Source organism: Nocardioides sp. NPDC051685 (genome assembly GCF_044453405.1).
In the GTDB taxonomy this organism is placed as follows: domain Bacteria; phylum Actinomycetota; class Actinomycetes; order Propionibacteriales; family Nocardioidaceae; genus Nocardioides.
Window position 1 is genome coordinate 252,131 of the sequence record NZ_JBITCR010000007.1, and the last position, 20,127, is coordinate 272,257.

The following is a 20,127-nucleotide window of genomic DNA, read 5'->3' on the forward strand; positions in this document are numbered from 1 at the left end:
AGTCTGAGAAGGGAGGAAGTAGGCGTGTGGAGGCGCTAGGCGAAGCCTAAGCAGAGCGACCGCGCATCACCGGCATCTTGTGTGAATTGAAGATTTCGGGTCGCGTCGCGCGTACGTCAGTACTCCCCGCCGTCCGCGACGATGCACTGCCCGTTGATCGCGCCGGAGACATCGGAGGCGAGGAAGACGCAGACCTTCGCGACGGCGTCGGCGGTGACGAACCGGTGGCCGGGGATGCGCGCCGCCCGGTAGGAGATGTACTGGTCGACGGTCACCCCCTCCTTGCGCGCGTGCTTGACGAAGACCTGCCGGGAGGACTCGCTCCACATCGGGCCCGGAGCGACGACGTTGGCCCGGACGATGCCCTCCTCCTCCTGCGCGATCGCCTGGGCGAGCCCGGTCAGCGCGTGCTTGGACACGCCGTAGGCGGCCCGTCGCGACGGCGTACGGATCCCGAAGACGGAGCTGACCAGGACGACCGCCCCGGACCGCGCCGCGCGGAGCTTCGGGAGCGCGAGCGAGGCCGTGCGCCATACCGAGGTCAGGTTGAGGTCGAGGGTGAGCTGCCACTCGGACCGGTCGATCTCGGCGACCGTGTCGGGGCTGGGGTTGACGCCGGAGCAGTTGATGAGCCCGGACAGCGTCTCGAACCCGGCCAGCGTCTCGGCCAGGGCGTCCACGCCGACGTCGGTGGTCAGGTCGCCGTCCACACGGGCGACGGCACCGGTCTCGTCGGCCAGGTAGGCCAGCTCGGTGGTGCGGCTGTAGGCGTGCAGGATCACCGGGGTGCCCTCCGCGGTGAGCCGACGCGCGACCGCGCTGCCGAGGTCGCCGGTCGCGCCGAGGACGAGCACGGGAGGTCGCGGCGGGGTGCCTGACTCAGACGCTGTGCTCATGGCGCTCCTTGATCCGGTGGATCGCCGACCTCACCACATCCTGATGGGCGGGTGGCAGATCAGTGAGACCTTCGAGATGGCTCAGGCAAGTGATATCACCCATTTGCCCGAGCCGGTATGCGGTAATCGGAATCGCCGGAGCCAGGACCGGATGGTGCAGCCGGCGAACCAGCGCCTCGGTGATGTCGGTGCCCCAGCCCAGCACGTCACGCTCGCGGGCGACCGCCCCCGGATCCTCCTCGCGGTCCAGGATCTCGAGATAGCCGTCGACCGGCACTCGGCCCCGCAGGATCAGCTGGAACATCGCCGCCTTGCGCAGGAACAACGACCGGAACGCCTCGAGCACGAACTCCAGCTCGTCCCAGTAGCGCTCCGGCGCCTGGTCGAGGAGGTCGCCGTAGTCCTCGCGCTCCTCGGTCAGGTAGAGGCAGATCAGCCGGTCCATCCACGACAGGCTCTCGCGTACGCTCAGCCGGGCCACGGCGTCGAGGTCACCGGGCTGGAACCCGGCCTTCAGGAATGTCATCACCAACGGCCCCATGTGCATGTCGGCGAAGCGGGCACCGTCCAGCGCCATGCCGTGCCCGTCGCGCAGCCGGTCGCGGATGCCCTCGGCCACGAAGTACTGGTAGAAGGTCTCGTGGGCGAACTCCGCCGACTCCACCCCATCCCTGGTCCGTCCGGTCACCCCGAAGACCTCGGAGTGGTCGAGCAGGTCCGCGATCCATTCGTACGTCAGGAAGTCCCGCTGCCGGGTGATGTCGAGGTCGCGCTGCAGGTTGGCGAAGAGCCACTCCGAGACGCGCGGGACCGGGATCAGGTCCTGCTCCTGCGAGGCCGGCTCGTCCATCCCGGTGAACAGGTCCCAGGCGATGTCACGGTAGGTCTGGAACCGCACCCGGCTGGGGATGCGTGAGCTCTTCCGGTCCCAGGGCTGACCGCAGACGTGCTTGAGATGGACGGTGTAGCCGTCCCACTGGGTGCGGGGAGCCGCCACGCCCTCCTCGACGGAGGCGTAGAGCTGCTTGAGGACCATCGGGGTCGCGGGGAAGAACCCGCCGCCGCGCTCCATCTCCGCGGCCAGGTTGCGCAGCTTGTCGTCGCCACCGCGCTCCTCGCCGAGGGCGCGCACCTCGACCGGGGAGATCGGCTCGACGCGTACGACCATCGGCGCCTCGACGCCGAGGTCCTCCAGCCTGGCCGGGCTGCGCAGCTGCTCGGCGAGCTCGTCGCGCTCGGTCTGCAGGTTGCGCTTGCTGATCACCACGAAGCGGCCGCCCCGGCCGAAGGCCGAGCGCAGCTCGCTCAGGTCGGGGCGGGTGACGCCGTGCTCCTCGGCGCTGGAGGAGATCAGGTCGAAGTCGTCGATGACGATCGGCGAGCGGTCCTCGCCGACCAGGTCGCCGTAGTCGACCGCGCCGTCGCGCAGGCTGATGTAGCGCACCTGCTCCTTCGAGGAGGTCCACTCCCTGACCTCGATCGTCTTGCCCGAGCCCGAGGGGCCGGTGAGGAAGAAGAGGTTGGACTCGGTGTTCTCGAGCCACCTGCCCAGCGCCTCGACGAGCGGGATCGTGGCCTGCTCGGTCATCAGTCCGCTCAGCGCCGCCACCCGCGCTCGGGGGAAGGTCAGCCGGGAGCTGGTGGCCGACGCAGGCGCGGGGGCCGCGAGCGCGGGGGCCAGCACGGGACCGGGCGGCTCCGCGGCCGCATCGCGCCAGGCGTACGCCTTCCACCACTTCGCCTGCCAGATGCCGGTGTTCTTCCGGATCCACTCCCCGCGATGGGCCGGGTCGAGGGTGCGGGGCACCGACCCTCCGACGACGCGGATGAGCTCGTCGAGCGGCATCAGCTTCGAGCCGGACGTACGCCGGTAGAAGGTGCTCCTGGCCATCGCCACACCGGCGCCGCCATCAGCTTTTCCGGTCACCTGCCGGACCCAGGCGCGCAATTCGCTGTTGAACTGCTCTGGTGAGAGAGATTCGTCGGTCATTGCCCCTCGCCGAGTCGCCCGCGTTCGCGGTTGAGAGTATCCCGCAGGCGTCCCAATTCTGTCCCAGAAACGTCCCAACTCACCTGGGACTGTCTTCACATCGTCCCCACTCCCGCCCGCCCTCTGGCGAGACACATGTGGCCTCCGCCACCTTGGAGATGTCCCCATCAGGGACAGCGCCGGCCCCACCTACGGGCCCCACCGCTGAAGGAGATGATGACCATGAGGAACCACAAGTTCAGCATCGCCACCTTCGCCGTCACGCTTCTTGTCGTGTTCGGCTTCAACCAGCTGCTCAGCGCCGAGCCGCCCACGTGCCAGGCAACCGCCGGCACCTCGTCCGTGTCCGTCGTCCTCACGGAAGGAGCGCTGTCATGACCAGAAACTTCATGCGCCTCGGCGATACCGTCAAGGCTCGCGGCGGCGTCCGTTCCGGAAAGCGCGGTGTCGTCGTCGCCACCGCCGCAGGCCGCACCAAGGTCCGCTTCAACGGCAGCAGCGGGACCAGCTGGGTGCGCAGCAGCAACCTGAGGTCCACCGGCAGCGGCTCGCTGTCCTGGATTCTTCCGGTCAAGGCCGCACTCGTCCTGTTCCTGGTCGTGCCGGGTCTCCGGTTCGTCGTGGTCTACCTGTGGACCCACGGCGGACTGGACGGCTTCGCCACGGCCCTCGGAACCCAGATGGGCCAGGCCGCACTCGCCTGGGGCCACCTGGTCACCACGGACCCGCTCGGAGCGCTGCTCCACCTCGGGTTCCTCGGCGTGGTCTCCAGGCTGATGCACTGGTGATACCGCCGACACAGTTTCGCGACGTACGCGAGGGGGACGCCGCGGAGCAGACGAAGAGGCCCGGTCCGAGGTTCGGACCGGGCCTTCTTGCGTGGGAGCCGCGGGATGCTGACCGAGGTAACTCGCTCGGTGCGCACTTCCCTCGTGGAGTTCCGCGAAGGGAGCGACCGTTCACCGAGTTACCTCGGTGAACATCCACCCAGTCAGCCGCTGACCGACACCTGCGCCCCAGCGCCCTCGACGGGCTCCATGCCCTCGGCGATCTTCATCGCCTCCTCGATCAGGGTCTCGACGATGGCGGCCTCGGGGACGGTCTTGATGACCTCGCCCTTGACGAAGATCTGGCCCTTGCCGTTGCCCGAGGCGACACCGAGGTCGGCCTCGCGGGCCTCGCCGGGCCCGTTGACGACGCAGCCCATGACGGCGACCCGCAGCGGGACCTCGAGGCCGTCGAGGCCCGCGGTCACCTGCTCCGCGAGGGTGTAGACGTCGACCTGAGCGCGGCCGCAGGACGGGCAGGAGACGATCTCGAGGCGGCGCGGCTTGAGGTTGAGCGACTCCAGGATCTGGATGCCGACCTTGACCTCCTCGACCGGCGGCGCGGAGAGCGAGACGCGGATGGTGTCGCCGATGCCCTGGCTGAGCAGGTGGCCGAAGGCGACCGAGGACTTGATCGTGCCCTGGAACGCCGGTCCGGCCTCGGTGACACCGAGGTGGAGGGGCCAGTCGCCGGCCTCGGCGAGCAGCTCGTAGGCGCGCACCATCACGACCGGGTCGTTGTGCTTGACCGAGATCTTGAAGTCCTGGAAGCCGTGCTCCTCGAAGAGGCTCGCCTCCCAGATCGCCGACTCGACGAGCGCCTCGGGGGTGGCCTTGCCGTACTTCTCCAGCAGCCGCTTGTCGAGGCTCCCCGCGTTGACGCCGATCCGGATGCTCGTGCCGTGGTCCTTGGCCGCGGCCGCGATCTCCTTGACCTGGTCGTCGAACTTGCGGATGTTGCCCGGGTTGACCCGGACGGCCGCACAGCCGGCCTCGATGGCGGCGAAGACGTACTTCGGCTGGAAGTGGATGTCGGCGATCACCGGGATCTGCGACTTCTTCGCGATCGCCGGCAGCGCGTCGGCGTCGTCCTGGCTCGGGCACGCCACCCGGACGATGTCGCAGCCCGACGCGGTGAGCTCGGCGATCTGCTGCAGGGTGGAGTTGACGTCGGAGGTCAGCGTGGTCGTCATCGACTGCACGGAGATGGGGCTCTCGCTGCCGACCCCCACCGAACCGACCTTGATCTGGCGGGTCTTGCGGCGAGGAGCGAGCACCGGGGCGGGTGCCTCCGGCATACCGAGGCTTGTCGGCGTGGGGATCGACGTCATGTCTACCGATTCTACGTGCGGGTCAGGCCTGGAGATGAAGCGGGACGACGAGGTCGGCGACGATCAGGACAACACCCATCACCAGCAGCGCCGAGGCCACGACGTACGCCACCGGCAGCAGCTTCGCCGGGTCGGCATGTCCCGGTTCGGGCCGCCGGAAGACCCGGGCGAAGGCGCGGCGGATGCCCTCCCAGAGTGCGGTCGCGATGTGACCGCCGTCGAGCGGCAGCAGCGGGACGAAGTTGAAGATGCCGATGAACAGGTTGAATCCGCCGACCAGGAACGCGAAGCTCGCGACCTTTTCGCCGACATGGAGTCCGTCGTCGGCGGCGATCTCGCCGGCGATGCGGCCGCCCCCGACGATGCTCATCGGGCTGTCGGCCGCGCGCTCCTCGACGCCGACGATCGCGAGCGCGACGTGCCAGACCTTGACCGGGAGCCGGAGCAGCGAGTGGACGGCGTTCTCGGCCATCGAACCCATCTCCTTCAGCGCGTAGACCGGCCCTTCCTTCGTGGTCACCACGTGCGATTCGGGAGACATCCCGAAGAATCCGACCTTGGCGGTCTCCGGGTCTGCACTGGTGTCGTTGACGTCCTTGACGCGCTCCTGCACGACCGTCTGGGTGCGCAGCGTCATCTCCCGACCGTCGCGCTTGATCACGATGGTGGCGTCGCCGTCCATGTTGTCGCGGATCAGCTTCTGGGCGACCGACCACGAGGTCAGCTCGGTGCCGTTGAACGAGACCAGCTCGTCACCGGGCCTCAATCCGGCGTCGGCGGCCGGCGTCGGCTTGTCGCTCTGGCGGCACTCGCGGCCCTGGTCCTCCCAGCTCAGCAGGCACTCCTGCAGGCTGGAGACGACCGGATGCCCCTCGTTCACCACGTTCTCGCGGACCCCGTAGATGCCGAAGACGCCCCACAGCACGAAGAACGCGATCGCGATGTTCACCGTGGGACCGCCGGCCATCACGATGACCTTCTTCCACCACGACATCTTGTAGAAGAGGCGCGGCTCGTCCTCGGGACGGATCAGCTCCCACTCGGCCGAGCGGGCGTCGCTGATGAGCTGGGTGAACATACCGGTGTTGGACTTGCGCACCTTCAGGGCGCCGTCCTCGGTGCGCTCCCCCAGCTGGTCGGCGCCGGGCGGCAGCATGCCGACGATCTTGACGTAGCCACCGAGCGGGATCGCCTTGAGCCCGTACTCCGTCTCACCGACCTGCTTGGACCACACCGTCGGCCCGAAGCCGATGAAGTATTGGGTGACCTTCCCGCCGAACGCCTTCGCCGGGATCATGTGGCCGAGCTCGTGGAGCCCGATCGAGACCAGGATCGCGACGACGAAGCCGATCACGGCCAGCGTGTACAGCAGAACACTCATCGACGGGTCTCCAGCATCCGAGTGGCTTCCTCGCGCGCCCAGGCATCGGCGGCGAGCACATCCTCGATGGTGAGGCTGCCTTCCGAGCGTACGCCGTGGTGGGCTGCCATCACCTCAGCAATCGTGTCGACGATGCCGGTGAACGGGATCCGGCCCTCGTGGAAGGCGTCCACGCAGACCTCGTTCGCGGCGTTGTAGACGGCGGGGTGGGTGCCGCCGCGGGTGCCGGCCTCGCGGGCCAGCCGCACCGCAGGGAAGGCTTCGTCGTCGAGCGGCTCGAAGCGCCAGTCGGCGGCCTTGGTCCAGTCGATCGGGGTCTCGGCGTCCGGCACCCGATCGGGCCAGGCCATCCCCATCGAGATCGGCACCAGCATCGTCGGCAGCCCGAGCTGGGCGACCACGGCGCCGTCGGTGAACTCGACCATGGAGTGGATGTACTGCTGTGGGTGGACGACGACGTCGATCCGGTCGAAGGGTACGTCGAAGAGCAGGTGGGCCTCGATGACCTCGAGCCCCTTGTTGACCAGCGTGGCGGAGTTGGTCGTGATCACCCGGCCCATGGCGAAGTTGGGGTGCCGGAGGGCCTCTGCCGGGGTGACCTCGGCCAGCTCGGCGCGGGAACGGCCACGGAACGGGCCGCCGGACGCGGTCAGCACCAGCTTGCGCACCTCCTCGGCACGCCCGGCACGCAACGACTGGGCGATCGCGGAGTGCTCGGAGTCGACCGGGACGATCTGCCCCTCGCGCGCGACCCGCTTGACCAGCGGTCCGCCGATGATCAGCGACTCCTTGTTGGCCAGGGCGAGCGTGTTGCCGGCCTCCAGCGCGGCCAGCGTCGGACGGAGCCCGACGGCGCCGGTGATGCCGTTGAGCACCACGTCGGCCGGCTGGGCGGCAGCCTCGACCGAGGCCTCCTCCCCCAGCCCGGAGAGCTTGGGCGCGAACTCGGCCACCTGGGCCTCGAACAGCTCCTTGTTCGACCCGCCCGCGGTCAGTGCCACGACCCGGAACCGATCCGGGTTGGCGCGCACCAGGTCGAGCGCCTGGGTGCCGATGGACCCGGTCGAGCCAAGGATCACCACGTCGCGTGGTCGCTGATCGTTCACCCGCCCATCCTCCCAGGAGAGACTGAGAAGGCGCCAAGCGGCGGGTCTCGTCAGGAGACCTTTCCAGCCAGCCCCTGGAAGACGTCGACCAGGACACGGTCGAGGTTGGCCACGTCCGCGGGTTCGCTCAGGTTGCGCAGCGCTCCCCCAGTCTCCCCGGTCAGCCTGCCAAGCACGTCGATGGGTGCCTGATCGCCGATTCCGACCGCGATGACCGGGATCGCGCCTTCACCGCCGATCTCGTCCATCAGCGCGTCGAGGCTCTGTGGCGGGTTCTGGCCGCCGTCGGAGAGGAGCACGATCACCGTACGGTCCGAGACCTCGGTCTCGGAAGCGTTGATCGAGGCGCTTGCGTCGCGGATCGCGTCGTATAACGGCGTCTCGCCGAAGGCAGCCAGCGCACAGATCTCCCGCTCGAGCCGCGCACGGGTCGTGCCGCTCAGCGGCTCGATCTCGGTGGCGGTGTCCTTGCCGGCGGGCGGGAACCAGTCCAGGCCCACCGAGTCGCGGCCGTCCTTGAGCTCCCCGATGGCGTTGAGCGCCGCACTCTTCGCGACCTGGAGATACGTCGGGTTGTCGGTCGTCTCGTCGGTGCAGGCGTCGGTGAACCCGTCGAGACGGACCCGGCGGTCCTGACCGCTGATCTGCTCCATCGAGCCCGAGGTGTCGACGGAGAGCAGGACGCGTACGGGAAGGCGTACGTTCTGCCACTGGTGCCGCCACTTGTTGACCCGCTTCGGTTCCGGCCATGGGGCAACGGTCTTGACGTCGGCGGCGCCGACCACGTCCTCGAGCTCATCGGTGACCTTCTCCGGCTCACCGGCGGCACGGAAGCCCCAGGCTCGGAACTCCTGCTGCGCCTGCTTCGTCCTCAGATACTCGACGAAGGCCTCCGACACCGTCCGCTTGGCCTCGTCGGAGTCGAGCGAGGCCATCGGGACCGCGGGGTGGTCGAACGCGTAGATCGTGTCGTCCGGGCTCACCGCGACCATCCGGCGGTCCTCGTCGACCGTGTCGCGACAGGAGAAGTCGTCGGAGCCGAGCGGGTCCTGGCAGTTGTAGAGGTAGGCGGTCTGCTCCTGGGCCACCACGGCATCCATCTGAGCGAGCAGGTCCGGGTTCTGGTAGACGCGGTTCATCAGCCGGGTGATGTCCTCGCCGGCCAGCTCATCGGGCACCGAGGCGATCGCGTCGCGCAGCAGCCCGACCGCGTCCTCCTCGTCGTGGTCGGCGACCAGCGCCTCGTTGAGGGCGACCGAGGTCGCCATCCCCGAGGTCGAGCCGATCGGGTCGTCGATCGCGATCGACAGGTCGCCACCGGCGGCCTTGGTGAGGAGCTCGTCCCAGTCGGGCGAGCCCGAGAGCTTCTCCCGCTTCCCCGCAGGCATCAGGATCGTCAGGACGGAGGAGGCGACCGAGGTCCACTCGCCGTCGTTCTGGGCCAGCTCGTCGGCGCCGTTCTCACCGAGCTCGCCTGCGGCCAGGAGCTCCGGCCAGACCGACTCGGTCGGCAGCCAGAGGTCCGGCTTGCGCGCCTCGACGACGTCGCAGTCCTCCGGGTCGTCGACCGGGCACTCCAGCCGGTCGTCGGGTGGCGCAACCCACCCGTCGGCGATCGCCTCGGCCGCTTCGCCCGAGTTGACGCCGATCACGTCGATGTCGGCACAGGCGCCGTCCTCGTCCTGGTACTGATCCTCGAAGTCAGCGGCGAGGTCCTTGATGAGGCCATCCTTCTCCGTGCTGGCCACGACTCTCAGCGTCGTCGCCTCACCTTCACACGACGCCGCCCCGAGTCCGCCGCCGAAGTCGCCGTTCCACAGGATCGGCAGCAGAACGGCGACCAACGCGACGATCGCTGTGACCGCCGCCGGAACCAGCCAGCCGGTGCTCCGCCACCAGGAGGCCTCGCCCACCAACGTACGCGCCTTCTCCTGGGTCAACGGCAGGTAGCGAGGCCCCAGGCTGTCCTTTCCGTCGAGCAGCCCGGCAACCCTCCTGTTTCCCTCCTGGACCAGCGGCGCGCCGACCATCTCCTCCCCGGTCGCAGACGTGGCCTCGAGGTCGACCACTCGGTCGCGCTCATCGACATGATGAGCGCGACCGCCCATCCTTCTGTTGCCGTTCTGGTGCCACGCCTCAGCGACCAGGAGCGCGTTCTCGGAGTGTCTGCGGACCAGCGGGGCGAGCTTCACCTTGCGCGGAAGCTTGGCTTCGGGCACCAGCGTGAGCAGGACGTAGCTGTCCGAGACCGAGGTCACCGCGACCCTGCGGGACTCTTCGGGAAACTTCCAGGTGACCTCGAGGAACAGCCCGCCCGAGACCGGCTCTCCTCCACTCGCCGCCAGCACGACGGTCTTCGAGGTCATCAGATGTCGCTTCGTCACCGGGAACGCGTAACCGGGCTCGGGCGCGCCGGGCTGACCCTTCACCACTGCTGTCATCTTGATGGCAGGCGAGGCGTCCGGGATCAGGTCTTCGATCCGTCGACGCCATGCCAGCACTGCGTACAGGACCACCGACAGGACGACGCAACCTGCGCCGATGGCGATCGTGAGCGGCTCGGCCCGTCCCAGCAGCGCGGCCTGGACGAACGCGGATACGCCGATGCCGACGCCACCGATGAGCGATGTCCGCGCCCAGGGCCTGACGCCCATCAGGTCCCGCAACTGGTCCATCTGACTCTCCTTGCAGGCATCGATTCGACCGGCCGGGAGTCTAGTGAAGGTTATTCGACTCGGAGGACGAATAAACCGCGTGCCGTCAAGTTGGGCCCGTTCGGGCGACCACGAAACGCCCTGGAAATAGCAACAGCCCCGGACTCCCCCACGGGTCCAGGGCTGTGCATGAAACGTTTTGCAACGTCTGGCCACAATTAAGCCACAAAGAGGCACGCGAAAGCAAACCCTGAAACCTGTGTCCCAGTTAAATCCGCGTCAGATCAGCGGTTCGAGGATGACACCGAGCCGAGGAGCGACGTGGCGGACCCACGACTGGGTCAGGTGCGAGTCGTCGTAGTAGGTGACCTTCTCCCCCACGACCAGCGGGCAGCGGTCGTCGGCGCACACGAAACGCTGGGTGTCGACGTACGCCGCCCGAGTGCCCTTCAGGGCCGCCTGGGTGAGCTCGTTGCTGCTGGTCTCGCGCGAGTCCGGGTCGCTGAGGCAGGAACGCTGGTCGGCCTCCGCGGCGCTGAGGCAGTCGGCGGGATTGTGGTCGACCTTGGGCACGTCGCCGAGGACGATCACCCTGCGGGAGATCTCCCGATAGACCTTCACCGTGCTGCGCACCGCTCGCGACCACTGCTCGTCACGGCTCATCCCGTCATACGTCTTGGGCATGAAGAGCTGGCCCCGGGCCGTGGACACGATCGCGTCGGGGTCCAGGCTCTCGAGACGGTCCGCGGACCAGTCGCGGAAGTCGTCGCACTCGGCCTGGGTCATCCTCTTGCCGCGGTGCTGGACCGGGTAGGGCGCACAGCCGACCTTCACGACCGGCACGACCCGGAAGCCGTTCTCCTTGCCGAGTTCGTCGAAGGCGGTCAGCCACATCCCGGCATGGGAGTCGCCGACGACGGCGACGGTCTTCTTTGCATCGGTGTCACCGAGGGTGCAGTCGGCGGCGCGGGTGTCCCCGTAGTTGGCGTAGCAGTCGCCGTAGGACTTCTGCCACCGGTCATCGGTGACGTCCTGGCCGATCACGGCCGGTGGGATCGGGCCGCCGCGGTCGGCGATCTCGAGGGCGGCGCGGAGCTCGCGCTGCACCTGCGGCGGGCCGCCGGTCTCCGCGGCGCCCTCTGTGGGCCCAGTGGGGACCTCGTTGGCCGCGAACCACGCCTGCGCCTCGGCGGCCCGCTCCCTCTCCGCGTACGCCGCATAGCCGGTCGTCAGCCAGCCGCTGCCGACCGCGAGCACGAGCGCGGCCGGCCACAGGGCCAGCGAGCGCAGCCCGTGGGAGAGCACGGGCACCTGCTTGCGCTGGAAGGGGAGCTCGATGAAGCGGTGGCTCAGCGCGGAGAGCACGAACGCGGCCAGGACTGCGACCGTCATCTCGAGGGCCGCGTTGCCGAGGTGGAGAAGCTCGGGGCCGAGCACGACCAGCGGCCAGTGCCACAGGTAGAGCGAGTAGGAGATGTCGCCGACATAGCGCAGCGGGCGGAGCGCGAGCAGCTTCGCGGTCGGCGCGTCGGCGGCGGAGGCGAGCAGCGCGACGGTGCCGAGGGTGGGCACCAGTGCCTGCCACCCGGGGAACGGGGTGGCTTCGCTGAACACGACGGTGGAGACGACGATCGCGGCCGCTCCGCCGAGGCCGGCCACGATGCTGGCCGCCCCCTTGAGCCGGCCGCCCCAGCAGGCCAGCAGCGCACCGGCGGAGAGCTCGTAGGCACGGGCGGGGGTGGAGAAGTAGGCGGCGGTGGGGTTCTCACCGGTGGCGTGGACCGACCACGCCAGGCTCGCGACGGCGATCACCGCGGCGACGATCGTGAAGCCCTTCCGGCCGAGCCTGGGGATGAGCAGGAGCGCCAGCACCGGCCAGACCAGGTAGAACTGCTCCTCGACCGAGAGCGACCAGTAGTGCTGGAAGGGCGAGGGCTCGCTGGGCTGGAAGTACTGCACGCCTTCAGCGGCGAAGTGCACGTTGGCCAGGAAGAACGCCGCCCAGGTGCCGTCTCGGGCCGCGTCGGTGAGCCGGGTGGCGGGCAGCTGCCAGGCGGCGTACGCCAGGACGACCAGGATCACCAGCGTGGCCGCCGGCAGGATGCGCCGGGCACGGCGGGCATAGAACTGCGGGATGCTGACGGTGCCGGACTCACCGGCCTCGCGCAGCAGCAGCGTGGTGATCAGGAAGCCGGAGAGCACGAAGAAGACGTCGACTCCGACGAAGCCGCCCTCGGTGTGCGGGATCCCGGCATGGGCAGCGACGACCAGGCCTACGGCGACGGCCCGGAGACCTTGGACATCTGTCCGCCATTGCTTGGCTGACATGTGGGGTGCACCTCGTGTGGGGGGATCGACTTCCATTGCTGGGTCCGTGCCGCGGAGGTACGCGAAACGGTCCTCGATGCTTTCACGGACGCCTCCGGCCCGCACATCGAGGGTCGCACGCTCACATGTTTGTCTAGCGGATTACTCGCCGATGAAGGACATCACGTGCTTGATCCGGGTGTAGTCCTCGAACCCATAGACCGAGAGATCCTTGCCGTAGCCGGAGTGCTTGAAGCCGCCGTGGGGCATCTCGGAGATATAGGGGATATGGGTGTTGATCCACACCACGCCGAAGTCGAGGCGCTTGCTGACCCGCAGCGCGGTGGCGTGGTCCTTGGTCCACACGCTCGAGCCGAGGCCGTAGTCGACGTCGTTGGCGCACCGGAGCGCCTCGGCCTCGTCGGCGAACCGCTGCACGGTGATCACCGGACCGAAGATCTCGTGCTGGATCTGCTCGTCATCCTGACGCAGACCGGCCAGGACCGTGGGCTGGTAGAAGTAGCCGTTCTCGCCACCCTCCACCCGCGCCGGCGCTCCCCCGGCCGCGATCGTGGCGTGGTCCGGGAGCCGGTCGACCATGCCCTTGACGCGGGCGAGCTGGCCGGGGTTGTTGAGCGCGCCGACGTCCGTGTTGTCGCCGGGGAGCCCCACGGTGGTGTTGCGGGCCGCCTCGGCGAGGGCGGCGACGAACTCGTCATGGATGCCCTGCTGCACCAGCACGCGGGTCGCCGCGGTGCAGTCCTGGCCGGCGTTGAAGTAGCCCGCCGCGGCGATGCCCGCGACCGCCTTGTCGATGTCGGCGTCGTCGAAGACGATCACCGGTGCCTTGCCGCCGAGCTCGAGATGGACCCGCTTGACGTCCTGTGCGGCACTCGCCGCGACCTCCATGCCGGCGCGCACCGAGCCGGTGATGGCGACCATCTGCGGCGTCCTGTGGCGGATCAGCGTGCGGCCGGTGTCGCGGTCGCCGGTGACGAGGTTGAGCACCCCGGGCGGCAGGAACTCCTGGGCCAGCTCGGCCAGGAGCGCTGAGCTGGCCGGGGTGGTGTCGGAGGGCTTGAGCACGACCGTGTTGCCGGCGGCGAGGGCCGGGGCGATCTTCCACGACATCATCGCGAGGGGGTAGTTCCAGGGCGTGACCTGCCCGATCACGCCGATCGGCTCGCGGCGGATCCAGGAGGTGTGGTCCGTCATGTATTCGCCCGCACTCTTTCCCTCCAAGGTCCGCGCGGCGCCCGCGAAGAACCGGAAGTGGTCGATCGTCGGGGGCAGTTCCTCCTCCAGCGTCAGCTGGAACGGCTTGCCGGTGTCCTTGACCTCCACGGCGGTCAGTTCCTCGGCCCGGGCCTCCATCGCGTCGGCGATCCGGAGCAGGGCCAGGCTGCGCTCCTGGGGCGTGGTCTCGCCCCAGGTCTCGAAGGCCGCTGCTGCGGCGGCGTACGCCTTGTCGACGTCGGCGTCTGTCGACATCGGGGCCTGCGCGTAGACCTCGCCGGTGGCGGGGTCGACGACGTCGTACGTCGCGGCGTCGGCTGCCTCGCACAGCTCGCCCGCGATCACGTTCCTGAAGGTCTGGTCGGCCATGCGGTAGAGACTAACTCCTTCCTGTAACAGCGATGTCACAACTGAATCCGCAGTGATATTCGCCCTTTGAAACGGATTCGCTTGCGAAAGCAAGATGCGGTAGGTGACCATGGAGTCATGACCGGCAACCACGAGCAGCTGCAGCGCGACGCCAAGGACCACCTCTGGATGCACTTCACGCGGCATTCGAGCTACGCCGAGGCCGACGTGCCGATCATCGCCAGGGGCGAGGGCGCCTACATCTACGACATCGAGGGCAACCGCTACCTCGACGGTCTCGCCGGACTCTTCGTCACCCAGGTCGGCCACGGGCGTGCCGAGCTCGCCGAGGCCGGCGCTGCGCAGGCCAAGCAGCTGGCCTTCCACCCGCTGTGGTCCTACGCCCACGAGCCGGCGATCGAGCTCGCCGCCCGGCTGGCCTCGCTCGCTCCCGGCGATCTGAACCGCGTCTTCTTCACCAACTCCGGCTCCGAGGCCGTCGAGACCGCGTGGAAGCTCGCCAAGAACTACTTCAAGCTGCGCGGGAAGCCGGGCAAGCACAAGGTGATCGGGCGCAACATCGCCTACCACGGCACCACCCACGGCGCGCTGTCGATCACCGGTCTGGCCGACATCAAGGCACCGTTCGAGCCGCTGGTGCCCTCGACCTTCCGGGTGCCGAACACCAACATCTACCGGGCCTCTGAGATCACCGGCGGGCTGATGGACGGCAGCGACCCGGAGGCGTTCGGCCGCTGGTGCGCCGACCAGATCGACGTCACCATCCGCGCCGAGGGCCCCGACACCGTCGCCGCGGTCTTCCTCGAGCCGGTGCAGAATTCGGGCGGCTGCTTCCCGCCTCCCCCGGGCTACTTCCAGCGGGTGCGGGAGATCTGCGACGAGCACGACGTGCTGCTCGTCTCCGACGAGGTCATCTGCGCCTACGGGCGGCTCGGCACGATGTTCGGCTGCGAGCGGTTCGGCTACGTGCCCGACATCATCACCTCGGCCAAGGGGCTGACCTCGGGATACGCGCCGCTGGGCGCCACGATCATCTCCGACCGGCTGATGGCGCCCTTCCTCGAGGGCGAGGAGACCTTCTACCACGGCTACACCTTCGGCGGTCACCCCGTCTCCACCGCGGTGGCGCTGGCCAACCTCGACCTCTTCGAAGCCGAGGACCTGCTCGGCAACGTACGTCGCAACGAGGCCGCCTTCCGCGCCACGCTCGAGAAGCTGAAGGATCTGCCGATCGTCGGTGACGTGCGCGGCACCGGCTACTTCTACGGCATCGAGCTGGTCAAGGACCGCGGGACTCGCGAGACGTTCACGGCGGAGGAGTGCGAGCGGATCCTGTACGGGTACGTCTCCAAGGCGCTGTGGTCCGAAGGTCTCTACTGCCGTGCGGACGACCGCGGAGACCCCGTCATCCAGCTCTCCCCGCCGCTCACCGTCGGTCAGGCCGAGTTCGACGAGATGGAGCAGATCCTGCGCCGGGTGCTGGAGAAGGCCTCGACGATGCTCTGAGGACGTCTCAGAGCTGACTCAGTTGTCCTGGATGGGGGGCCACGGCGACTGCTCCTCGAGGGCATAGGCCAGCTCGAGGAGGGTCCGCTCGTCGCCGTACGCCGCCGAGAGCTGGACCCCGATCGGCAGCCCGTCCTCGCTGAGCGCCATCGGCAGCGAGATCGCCGGCGCCCCGGTGATGTTCTGCAGCGGCGTGAACGCGACGTGCCGCCGGAGCCGGTCGACGAGCTCCTCGAACGGCACGTTCGGGGAGAGGTGGCCCAGCGGCGGGGTGACCCCGGCGACGACCGGGCACAGGACCACGTCGTGATGGTCGAAGACCGCAGCGTACGCCGCCGCGGCCCGCCGCAGGCGGAGCAGTGCCGCCGGCGTCTGTCGCCAGCCACCGGCGGTGAAGGCACGGCGCAGGCCGTCGGTGAGCCCGTCGAGGCGAGCGGTGTCGAGGGTCCGGTCGATGGTCAGGCGGCCCAGGTTGCCGGCGAGGAAGGCGAGCAGGCCCCAGTAGCTGAGGAAGTCGTCGCCGAAGCGCGCGTCGACGGGGATCGGGACCGGCTCGACGCTGTGGCCCTGCTCCTCGAGCAGGGTGGCGGTCCGTTCCACGGCCGCCTTGGTCGGCGTGTCCACGACGGCGTCGGTCACCGACTCCATGATCATCGCGACCCGGAGCCGGCGCCGCGCTGGACCCTCGACCAGCCCGAGAGGCGGAAGAGCAGGGTTTCGCCAGTGCCGCTCGAGCGCGGCATGGAAGGTCGCGGTGTCTCGTACGGTGCGCGTCAGCACGCCTTCGCTGACCATGTTGATCGGCAGCGTGCGGGCAGTCTCACCGTCGATGTGCCGCCCGCGACTGGGTTTGAGGCCGACCAGGCCGGCGGCCGCGGCCGGGATCCGGATGGAGCCGCCGCCGTCGTTGGCGTGCGCGACCGGAACGGCCCCGGCGGCGACCAGGGCCGCCGCCCCGCCGGAGGACGCACCGACCGAGTGTCGGGTGTTCCAGGGGTTGGGCGTCGGCGGCCCGCTGCGGAACTCCGTCGTCGCGTTGAGCCCGAACTCCGGCATCCGGCTCTTGCCCAGCACCGTCATCCCGGTGCTGAGGAACTGGGTCGTGTAGCGCCCGTCGCGGGTGGCCGGGCGCGCCCGAAACGCCTCCGAGCCATGGTTGGTCGGCATCCCGAGCAGGTCGGTGTTGTCCTTGAGCAGGGTGGGCACGCCGTGCAGCAACCCCGTGTCGGTGTCCGCGCGACGGGGCGCGTCGTAGGCCTCGTACGCCATCGCGTGCAGCTCCGGGGCCACATGTCGCAGCCGGGCGACCGCCGCTGCCTCGACCTCCGCCGAACTCAGCTCGCCGGTCCGGACGAGGCGGGCGAGCTCGACGGCGTCGTGGTCGGCGAGGGCGTCGTCGGTGAAGGCGTGTACGCGGGCCGGTGCGGTCATGCCGGACAGCGTGCTGGATCCGCTCCGAAAAGTCTAGAAGATCTTCCACACTTTATGCTGGCTCCCATGAAACGACGGCACGGCGACAGCGCCAGGCAGCGACGCGACGCGCTCGTCCGCGCCACGATCGAGGTGGCCGCGGAGAAGGGCATGGCCGGGGTCACCCACCGCGCGGTGACCGAGCGCGCCGGGCTGCCGCTGGCGACCGTCGGCTACTTCTTCGACTCGATCACCGACCTGGCGGCCGAGGCGCTGCGTACGGGCGTGGCCGAGGACGTCGCCCGGCTGCGTACGCTCGCCGACGAGCTCGCCGAGACCTCGCCCGGCACCGACGCCATGGCCGAGGCGTTCGTGACGGCGCTGACGTCGCCGCCGACCGACGCGCTCGCGTTCCTGGAGGGGCTGCTCCACGCCGCCCGCGACCCGGACTTCCGGCCGGTGGTTGCCGAGGTGCTCACCGCGGGGCGCGCCGTCGCGGACCGCGCGGCGACCGTCGCCGGAGCGACCCGGACCGACCCCGGCTCCGTGCTCGCCCTCGTGCACGGCTATCTGTTGCACGCCCTCGCGGCCCCCGGCCTGGTCGATCCCGACGGTCTGCTGCGCGGGCTGCGTGCCCTCGTGATCGGCACCCTGGTCGAGAGCGGGGAGATCGAGGTCGCCCTCCGGCTCGCCGACCGCGGGTCAGCCGACGACGCGTACCTCGCTCCCTAGGACCGCGCCGTCCTGCAGGGTCAGATGGTCGCCGGACCAGAACCGACCCGGGTCGTAGTAGTTGGTGGGCCGCTCGTCGCCGAGCAGGCCCATCTCCTGGTAGGTCGCAGCGACGACCTCGGCGCAGAAGACCTGCTCGAGCCCGGCCTTCGACCGGATCCTCCCCCGCGCCCAGCGTCCGGCCAGCGCGACCGTCGAGGGGAACGGGGTGCCGTCGAGGCGGGCGATCGTACGGAGCAGGGCGTCCTCGCGCGTGCGGTCGATGTCGGCGGTGAGCTGACGAAGCCACACCTGCTGCTCGTAGCGGCCGGCCCACTGCTCGACCGCGGCCCGTAGGTCGTGCAGCTGTACGCCACGCTGGTGGGTGCCGGTGTAGAGATCGAGCAGCCCCTTGCCGAGCTCTGCGTGCCACATCAGCGGCGGCAGGTCGTCGAGCACGACCGCCATCCCGACATGGTTGACCGGGGCGTTGCTGAGCACCCGGATCGCCCGGTCGGCGACCGAACGGCCGCGGAAGAGCCACAGATCACCGGTGCGGGTCTGGTCCACGGCGTCTTCGAGGGAGATAGTGGTGTCGTCAGACATCTCGAGCAGGGGGTCCTCAATGGGTTGGAGCAGTGCACGCGTGTGGAAGATCGTCGGCCTCGCCGGCCTGGCCGGGGTCACCGCGACAGGTGTCATCATCGCGCGCAACCACCGCCAGCGTACGCAGCGCACGCCGGAGGAGATCCACGCGAAGCTCCGCGAGCGGGTCGCGGAGGCGTACGAGCATCCGGCGGCTTAGGGCTTCTTGGTCTCCCTCTTGGACCCTGTCGCTGACTGTTTCTAGTGGTTGGGGTGGGCCGCCGACCCTGTTGTGAGGGTGTTATCGATCTGGACCGGCGTCAAGGACGCCCTTCGGGCGCCGGCTTCGCCGGCCGCTTCGCGGTCCTGGACTCCGGACCAGATCGATAAAAGATTTCGCTGGCTATCGGGGCGGCGGCCCGGGTGTGGCGCGGAGAAATTCGTACGCGACACGTTGAGGTCGAGGGGGTGGAGGGTGGCCCTTCGGGCCACTTACCATCCACAAGAACGAGGCCGTTCGCTCACCGCTAATAAGGAATTTGACCAGGGAAAATAGATAGTCATGAGCGCGTTCGAAGCGTAAAATCAGACCCATCACAGCACACCTCTGAGAGGGAACGCGATGAGTCTCGGCCGCGAGATCGACCACTGGGGAACCAACCCCGGCGATGCGATCGACGCTGCCTTGACCGCCATCGAATCCGCCCTCCACGAGCTCCTCGCCAGCGACCCCGCCTACTGGCGCACCGGGCAGAAGAAGGACCTGCTCGAACGGCTGGAGAAGCTCCAAGCCCAGCAGGCCGCGTTGAAGCTGCGGGTGCTCGCCACGGCCGGCGACATCGCTGAGGAGACCGGCGCGAAAGACGCCTCCGGGTGGATGCGGACCGAGCTCCTGGTCGACAAGGGCGTGGCTCGCTCGCAGGTGAAGCTCGCGGCAGCGGTGACCAAGTACGACCTCGTCGCCGCCGGCCTCGCTGAGGGTGTGGTGTCCCAGGACAAGGCCCGGGTGATCACCCAGGCCCTCGACCAGATCGAGAACGACCCCGCCGCCAGCGGCGAGGACCTGATCCTGGCCGAGAAGCTGCTCGTGGACTACGCGACCCGGTTGACGGCGAACGAGCTGAAGATCGTCGGACGCCGGATCCTCGCCGAGATCGACCCGGAACGATTCGAAGCCGTCGAAGCCAAGGCTTTGCAGCGGGAGGAGGAGCACGCCCAGCGGCGTACCTTCTTCTCCTCCCGCGACAACGGTGACGGCACCATCGACATCCACGCCCGCGTCTCCCGTGCGGTCGGGATGCGGCTGCGGACCCTGCTGGACTCCCTGGCCCAGCCCCGGAAGCTCTCCGCCGAGGACAAGGGCCGCAGAGCCCCCTATGACCGGTTGCTGGGTCAGGCGTTCGCTCGCGTGGTCGAGACCTACGACGTCGACCAGCTCCCCAGGCACGGTGGCCACGGCACCACGGTGTTCATCACCATGAGCGTCGAGGACCTCCGCAACGACCTCGGCACCGCCGCGCTCGGCTTCGATGGGGAGCAGATCACCGCCGCTGAGGCTCGCCGGATGACGTGCAACGCGGATCTGGTGCCGGTGGTGTTGGGCACCGACTCCGAGATCCTCGACTTCGGCCGCACCGCCCGGCTGGCGCACCCGATCCAACACCGCGCCCTCCGGTTACGCGACAAGTGCTGCCAGGCCGAAGACTGCGACGCACCCGCAGCGTGGTGGCTGTCGCGATTTGAAAATCGCCGAGTCGGGTCCGTGATGGTTGGCGTGTGCTGCGAAATACTTCGGTATGGCTCGCACTTATCGTCCGG

16 protein-coding genes are annotated in these 20,127 nt (G+C 69.0%); 6 read left to right on the forward strand and 10 right to left on the reverse strand.

Annotation, left to right across the window (positions count from 1 at the left end; all coding sequences use genetic code 11):
* Positions 1-116 precede the first annotated feature (116 nt).
* Complete coding sequence (locus tag ACIA03_RS21160) at positions 117-896, reverse strand: SDR family NAD(P)-dependent oxidoreductase (RefSeq protein WP_396986124.1); 780 nt, start codon at positions 894-896, stop codon at positions 117-119.
* Positions 880-2,886, reverse strand: coding sequence for a hypothetical protein (locus ACIA03_RS21165; RefSeq protein WP_396986126.1), 2,007 nt, complete (start codon positions 2,884-2,886; stop codon positions 880-882). Before ACIA03_RS21165 ends, ACIA03_RS21160 begins: the two co-directional genes overlap by 17 nt.
* 222 nt (positions 2,887-3,108) lie before the next feature.
* On the opposite strand from ACIA03_RS21165, the gene ACIA03_RS21170 reads away from it, so the two are divergent.
* Together ACIA03_RS21170 and ACIA03_RS21175 are read left to right on the forward strand one after the other, a co-directional pair.
* Positions 3,109-3,264, forward strand: a complete 156-nt coding sequence (locus tag ACIA03_RS21170) for a hypothetical protein (protein WP_177191407.1) — start codon at positions 3,109-3,111, stop codon at positions 3,262-3,264.
* Positions 3,261-3,674, forward strand: coding sequence for a hypothetical protein (locus ACIA03_RS21175; RefSeq protein WP_396986129.1), 414 nt, complete (start codon positions 3,261-3,263; stop codon positions 3,672-3,674). Before ACIA03_RS21170 ends, ACIA03_RS21175 begins: the two co-directional genes overlap by 4 nt.
* A 203-nt stretch (positions 3,675-3,877) precedes the next feature.
* On the opposite strand, the gene ispG is transcribed toward ACIA03_RS21175, so the two are convergent.
* The 6 genes from ispG to ACIA03_RS21205 all read right to left on the reverse strand — a co-directional run bounded on the left by ispG (position 3,878) and on the right by ACIA03_RS21205 (position 14,097).
* Positions 3,878-5,044: a flavodoxin-dependent (E)-4-hydroxy-3-methylbut-2-enyl-diphosphate synthase gene (ispG, locus tag ACIA03_RS21180; RefSeq protein WP_396986131.1), complete on the reverse strand. Its 1,167-nt coding sequence runs from the start codon at positions 5,042-5,044 to the stop codon at positions 3,878-3,880.
* A gap of 22 nt (positions 5,045-5,066) precedes the next feature.
* Positions 5,067-6,425, reverse strand: coding sequence for a M50 family metallopeptidase (locus ACIA03_RS21185; protein WP_396986133.1), 1,359 nt, complete (start codon positions 6,423-6,425; stop codon positions 5,067-5,069).
* Complete coding sequence (gene dxr / locus ACIA03_RS21190; RefSeq protein WP_396986135.1) at positions 6,422-7,531, reverse strand: 1-deoxy-D-xylulose-5-phosphate reductoisomerase; 1,110 nt, start codon at positions 7,529-7,531, stop codon at positions 6,422-6,424. The genes ACIA03_RS21185 and dxr overlap by 4 nt, the downstream gene beginning before the upstream one ends.
* A gap of 50 nt (positions 7,532-7,581) precedes the next feature.
* Entirely contained in the window at positions 7,582-10,206 is a 2,625-nt protein-coding gene (locus ACIA03_RS21195) for a substrate-binding domain-containing protein (protein WP_396986137.1), read from the reverse strand.
* A gap of 258 nt (positions 10,207-10,464) precedes the next feature.
* The gene (locus ACIA03_RS21200; protein WP_396986139.1) at positions 10,465-12,513 is read right to left on the reverse strand and encodes an acyltransferase family protein; all 2,049 of its coding nucleotides are present in this window, start codon (positions 12,511-12,513) and stop codon (positions 10,465-10,467) included.
* 141 nt (positions 12,514-12,654) lie between these two features.
* Positions 12,655-14,097 carry a gamma-aminobutyraldehyde dehydrogenase gene (locus tag ACIA03_RS21205; protein ID WP_396986141.1) on the reverse strand — a complete coding sequence of 481 codons (1,443 nt, stop codon included), beginning with the start codon at positions 14,095-14,097 and terminating at the stop codon, positions 12,655-12,657.
* A 117-nt stretch (positions 14,098-14,214) separates the two neighbouring features.
* On the opposite strand from ACIA03_RS21205, the gene ACIA03_RS21210 reads away from it, so the two are divergent.
* Positions 14,215-15,603 carry an aspartate aminotransferase family protein gene (locus ACIA03_RS21210; protein ID WP_396986143.1) on the forward strand — a complete coding sequence of 463 codons (1,389 nt, stop codon included), beginning with the start codon at positions 14,215-14,217 and terminating at the stop codon, positions 15,601-15,603.
* An 18-nt stretch (positions 15,604-15,621) separates the two neighbouring features.
* Here the strand turns inward: ACIA03_RS21210 and ACIA03_RS21215 are convergent, their stop codons facing one another.
* Positions 15,622-17,034 carry an amidase gene (locus tag ACIA03_RS21215; RefSeq protein WP_396986145.1) on the reverse strand — a complete coding sequence of 471 codons (1,413 nt, stop codon included), beginning with the start codon at positions 17,032-17,034 and terminating at the stop codon, positions 15,622-15,624.
* A gap of 66 nt (positions 17,035-17,100) precedes the next feature.
* On the opposite strand from ACIA03_RS21215, the gene ACIA03_RS21220 reads away from it, so the two are divergent.
* Entirely contained in the window at positions 17,101-17,745 is a 645-nt protein-coding gene (locus ACIA03_RS21220) for a TetR/AcrR family transcriptional regulator (protein WP_396986148.1), read from the forward strand.
* Here ACIA03_RS21220 and ACIA03_RS21225 read toward each other — a convergent pair.
* Positions 17,716-18,330 carry a hypothetical protein gene (locus ACIA03_RS21225; protein ID WP_396986150.1) on the reverse strand — a complete coding sequence of 205 codons (615 nt, stop codon included), beginning with the start codon at positions 18,328-18,330 and terminating at the stop codon, positions 17,716-17,718. The genes ACIA03_RS21220 and ACIA03_RS21225 overlap by 30 nt on opposite strands.
* A gap of 40 nt (positions 18,331-18,370) precedes the next feature.
* On the opposite strand from ACIA03_RS21225, the gene ACIA03_RS21230 reads away from it, so the two are divergent.
* Both ACIA03_RS21230 and ACIA03_RS21235 read left to right on the forward strand, forming a co-directional pair.
* Positions 18,371-18,529, forward strand: coding sequence for a hypothetical protein (locus ACIA03_RS21230; protein ID WP_396986152.1), 159 nt, complete (start codon positions 18,371-18,373; stop codon positions 18,527-18,529).
* Positions 18,530-18,931: 402 nt separating this feature from the next.
* Positions 18,932-20,127, forward strand: a 1,196-nt coding sequence (locus tag ACIA03_RS21235) for a DUF222 domain-containing protein (protein ID WP_396986154.1), incomplete at its 3' end; no start/stop codon positions are given.

Coding starts and splice junctions, on each gene's coding strand:
- ACIA03_RS21160 (WP_396986124.1), bottom strand. CDS start 896: ATGAGCACAGCGTCTGAGTCAGGCACCCCGCCGCGACCTCCCGTGCTC.
- ACIA03_RS21165 (WP_396986126.1), bottom strand. CDS start 2,886: ATGACCGACGAATCTCTCTCACCAGAGCAGTTCAACAGCGAATTGCGC.
- ACIA03_RS21170 (WP_177191407.1), top strand. CDS start 3,109: ATGAGGAACCACAAGTTCAGCATCGCCACCTTCGCCGTCACGCTTCTT.
- ACIA03_RS21175 (WP_396986129.1), top strand. CDS start 3,261: ATGACCAGAAACTTCATGCGCCTCGGCGATACCGTCAAGGCTCGCGGC.
- ispG (WP_396986131.1), bottom strand. CDS start 5,044: ATGACGTCGATCCCCACGCCGACAAGCCTCGGTATGCCGGAGGCACCC.
- ACIA03_RS21185 (WP_396986133.1), bottom strand. CDS start 6,425: ATGAGTGTTCTGCTGTACACGCTGGCCGTGATCGGCTTCGTCGTCGCG.
- ACIA03_RS21195 (WP_396986137.1), bottom strand. CDS start 10,206: ATGGACCAGTTGCGGGACCTGATGGGCGTCAGGCCCTGGGCGCGGACA.
- ACIA03_RS21200 (WP_396986139.1), bottom strand. CDS start 12,513: ATGTCAGCCAAGCAATGGCGGACAGATGTCCAAGGTCTCCGGGCCGTC.
- ACIA03_RS21205 (WP_396986141.1), bottom strand. CDS start 14,097: ATGGCCGACCAGACCTTCAGGAACGTGATCGCGGGCGAGCTGTGCGAG.
- ACIA03_RS21210 (WP_396986143.1), top strand. CDS start 14,215: ATGACCGGCAACCACGAGCAGCTGCAGCGCGACGCCAAGGACCACCTC.
- ACIA03_RS21215 (WP_396986145.1), bottom strand. CDS start 17,034: ATGACCGCACCGGCCCGCGTACACGCCTTCACCGACGACGCCCTCGCC.
- ACIA03_RS21220 (WP_396986148.1), top strand. CDS start 17,101: ATGAAACGACGGCACGGCGACAGCGCCAGGCAGCGACGCGACGCGCTC.
- ACIA03_RS21225 (WP_396986150.1), bottom strand. CDS start 18,330: ATGTCTGACGACACCACTATCTCCCTCGAAGACGCCGTGGACCAGACC.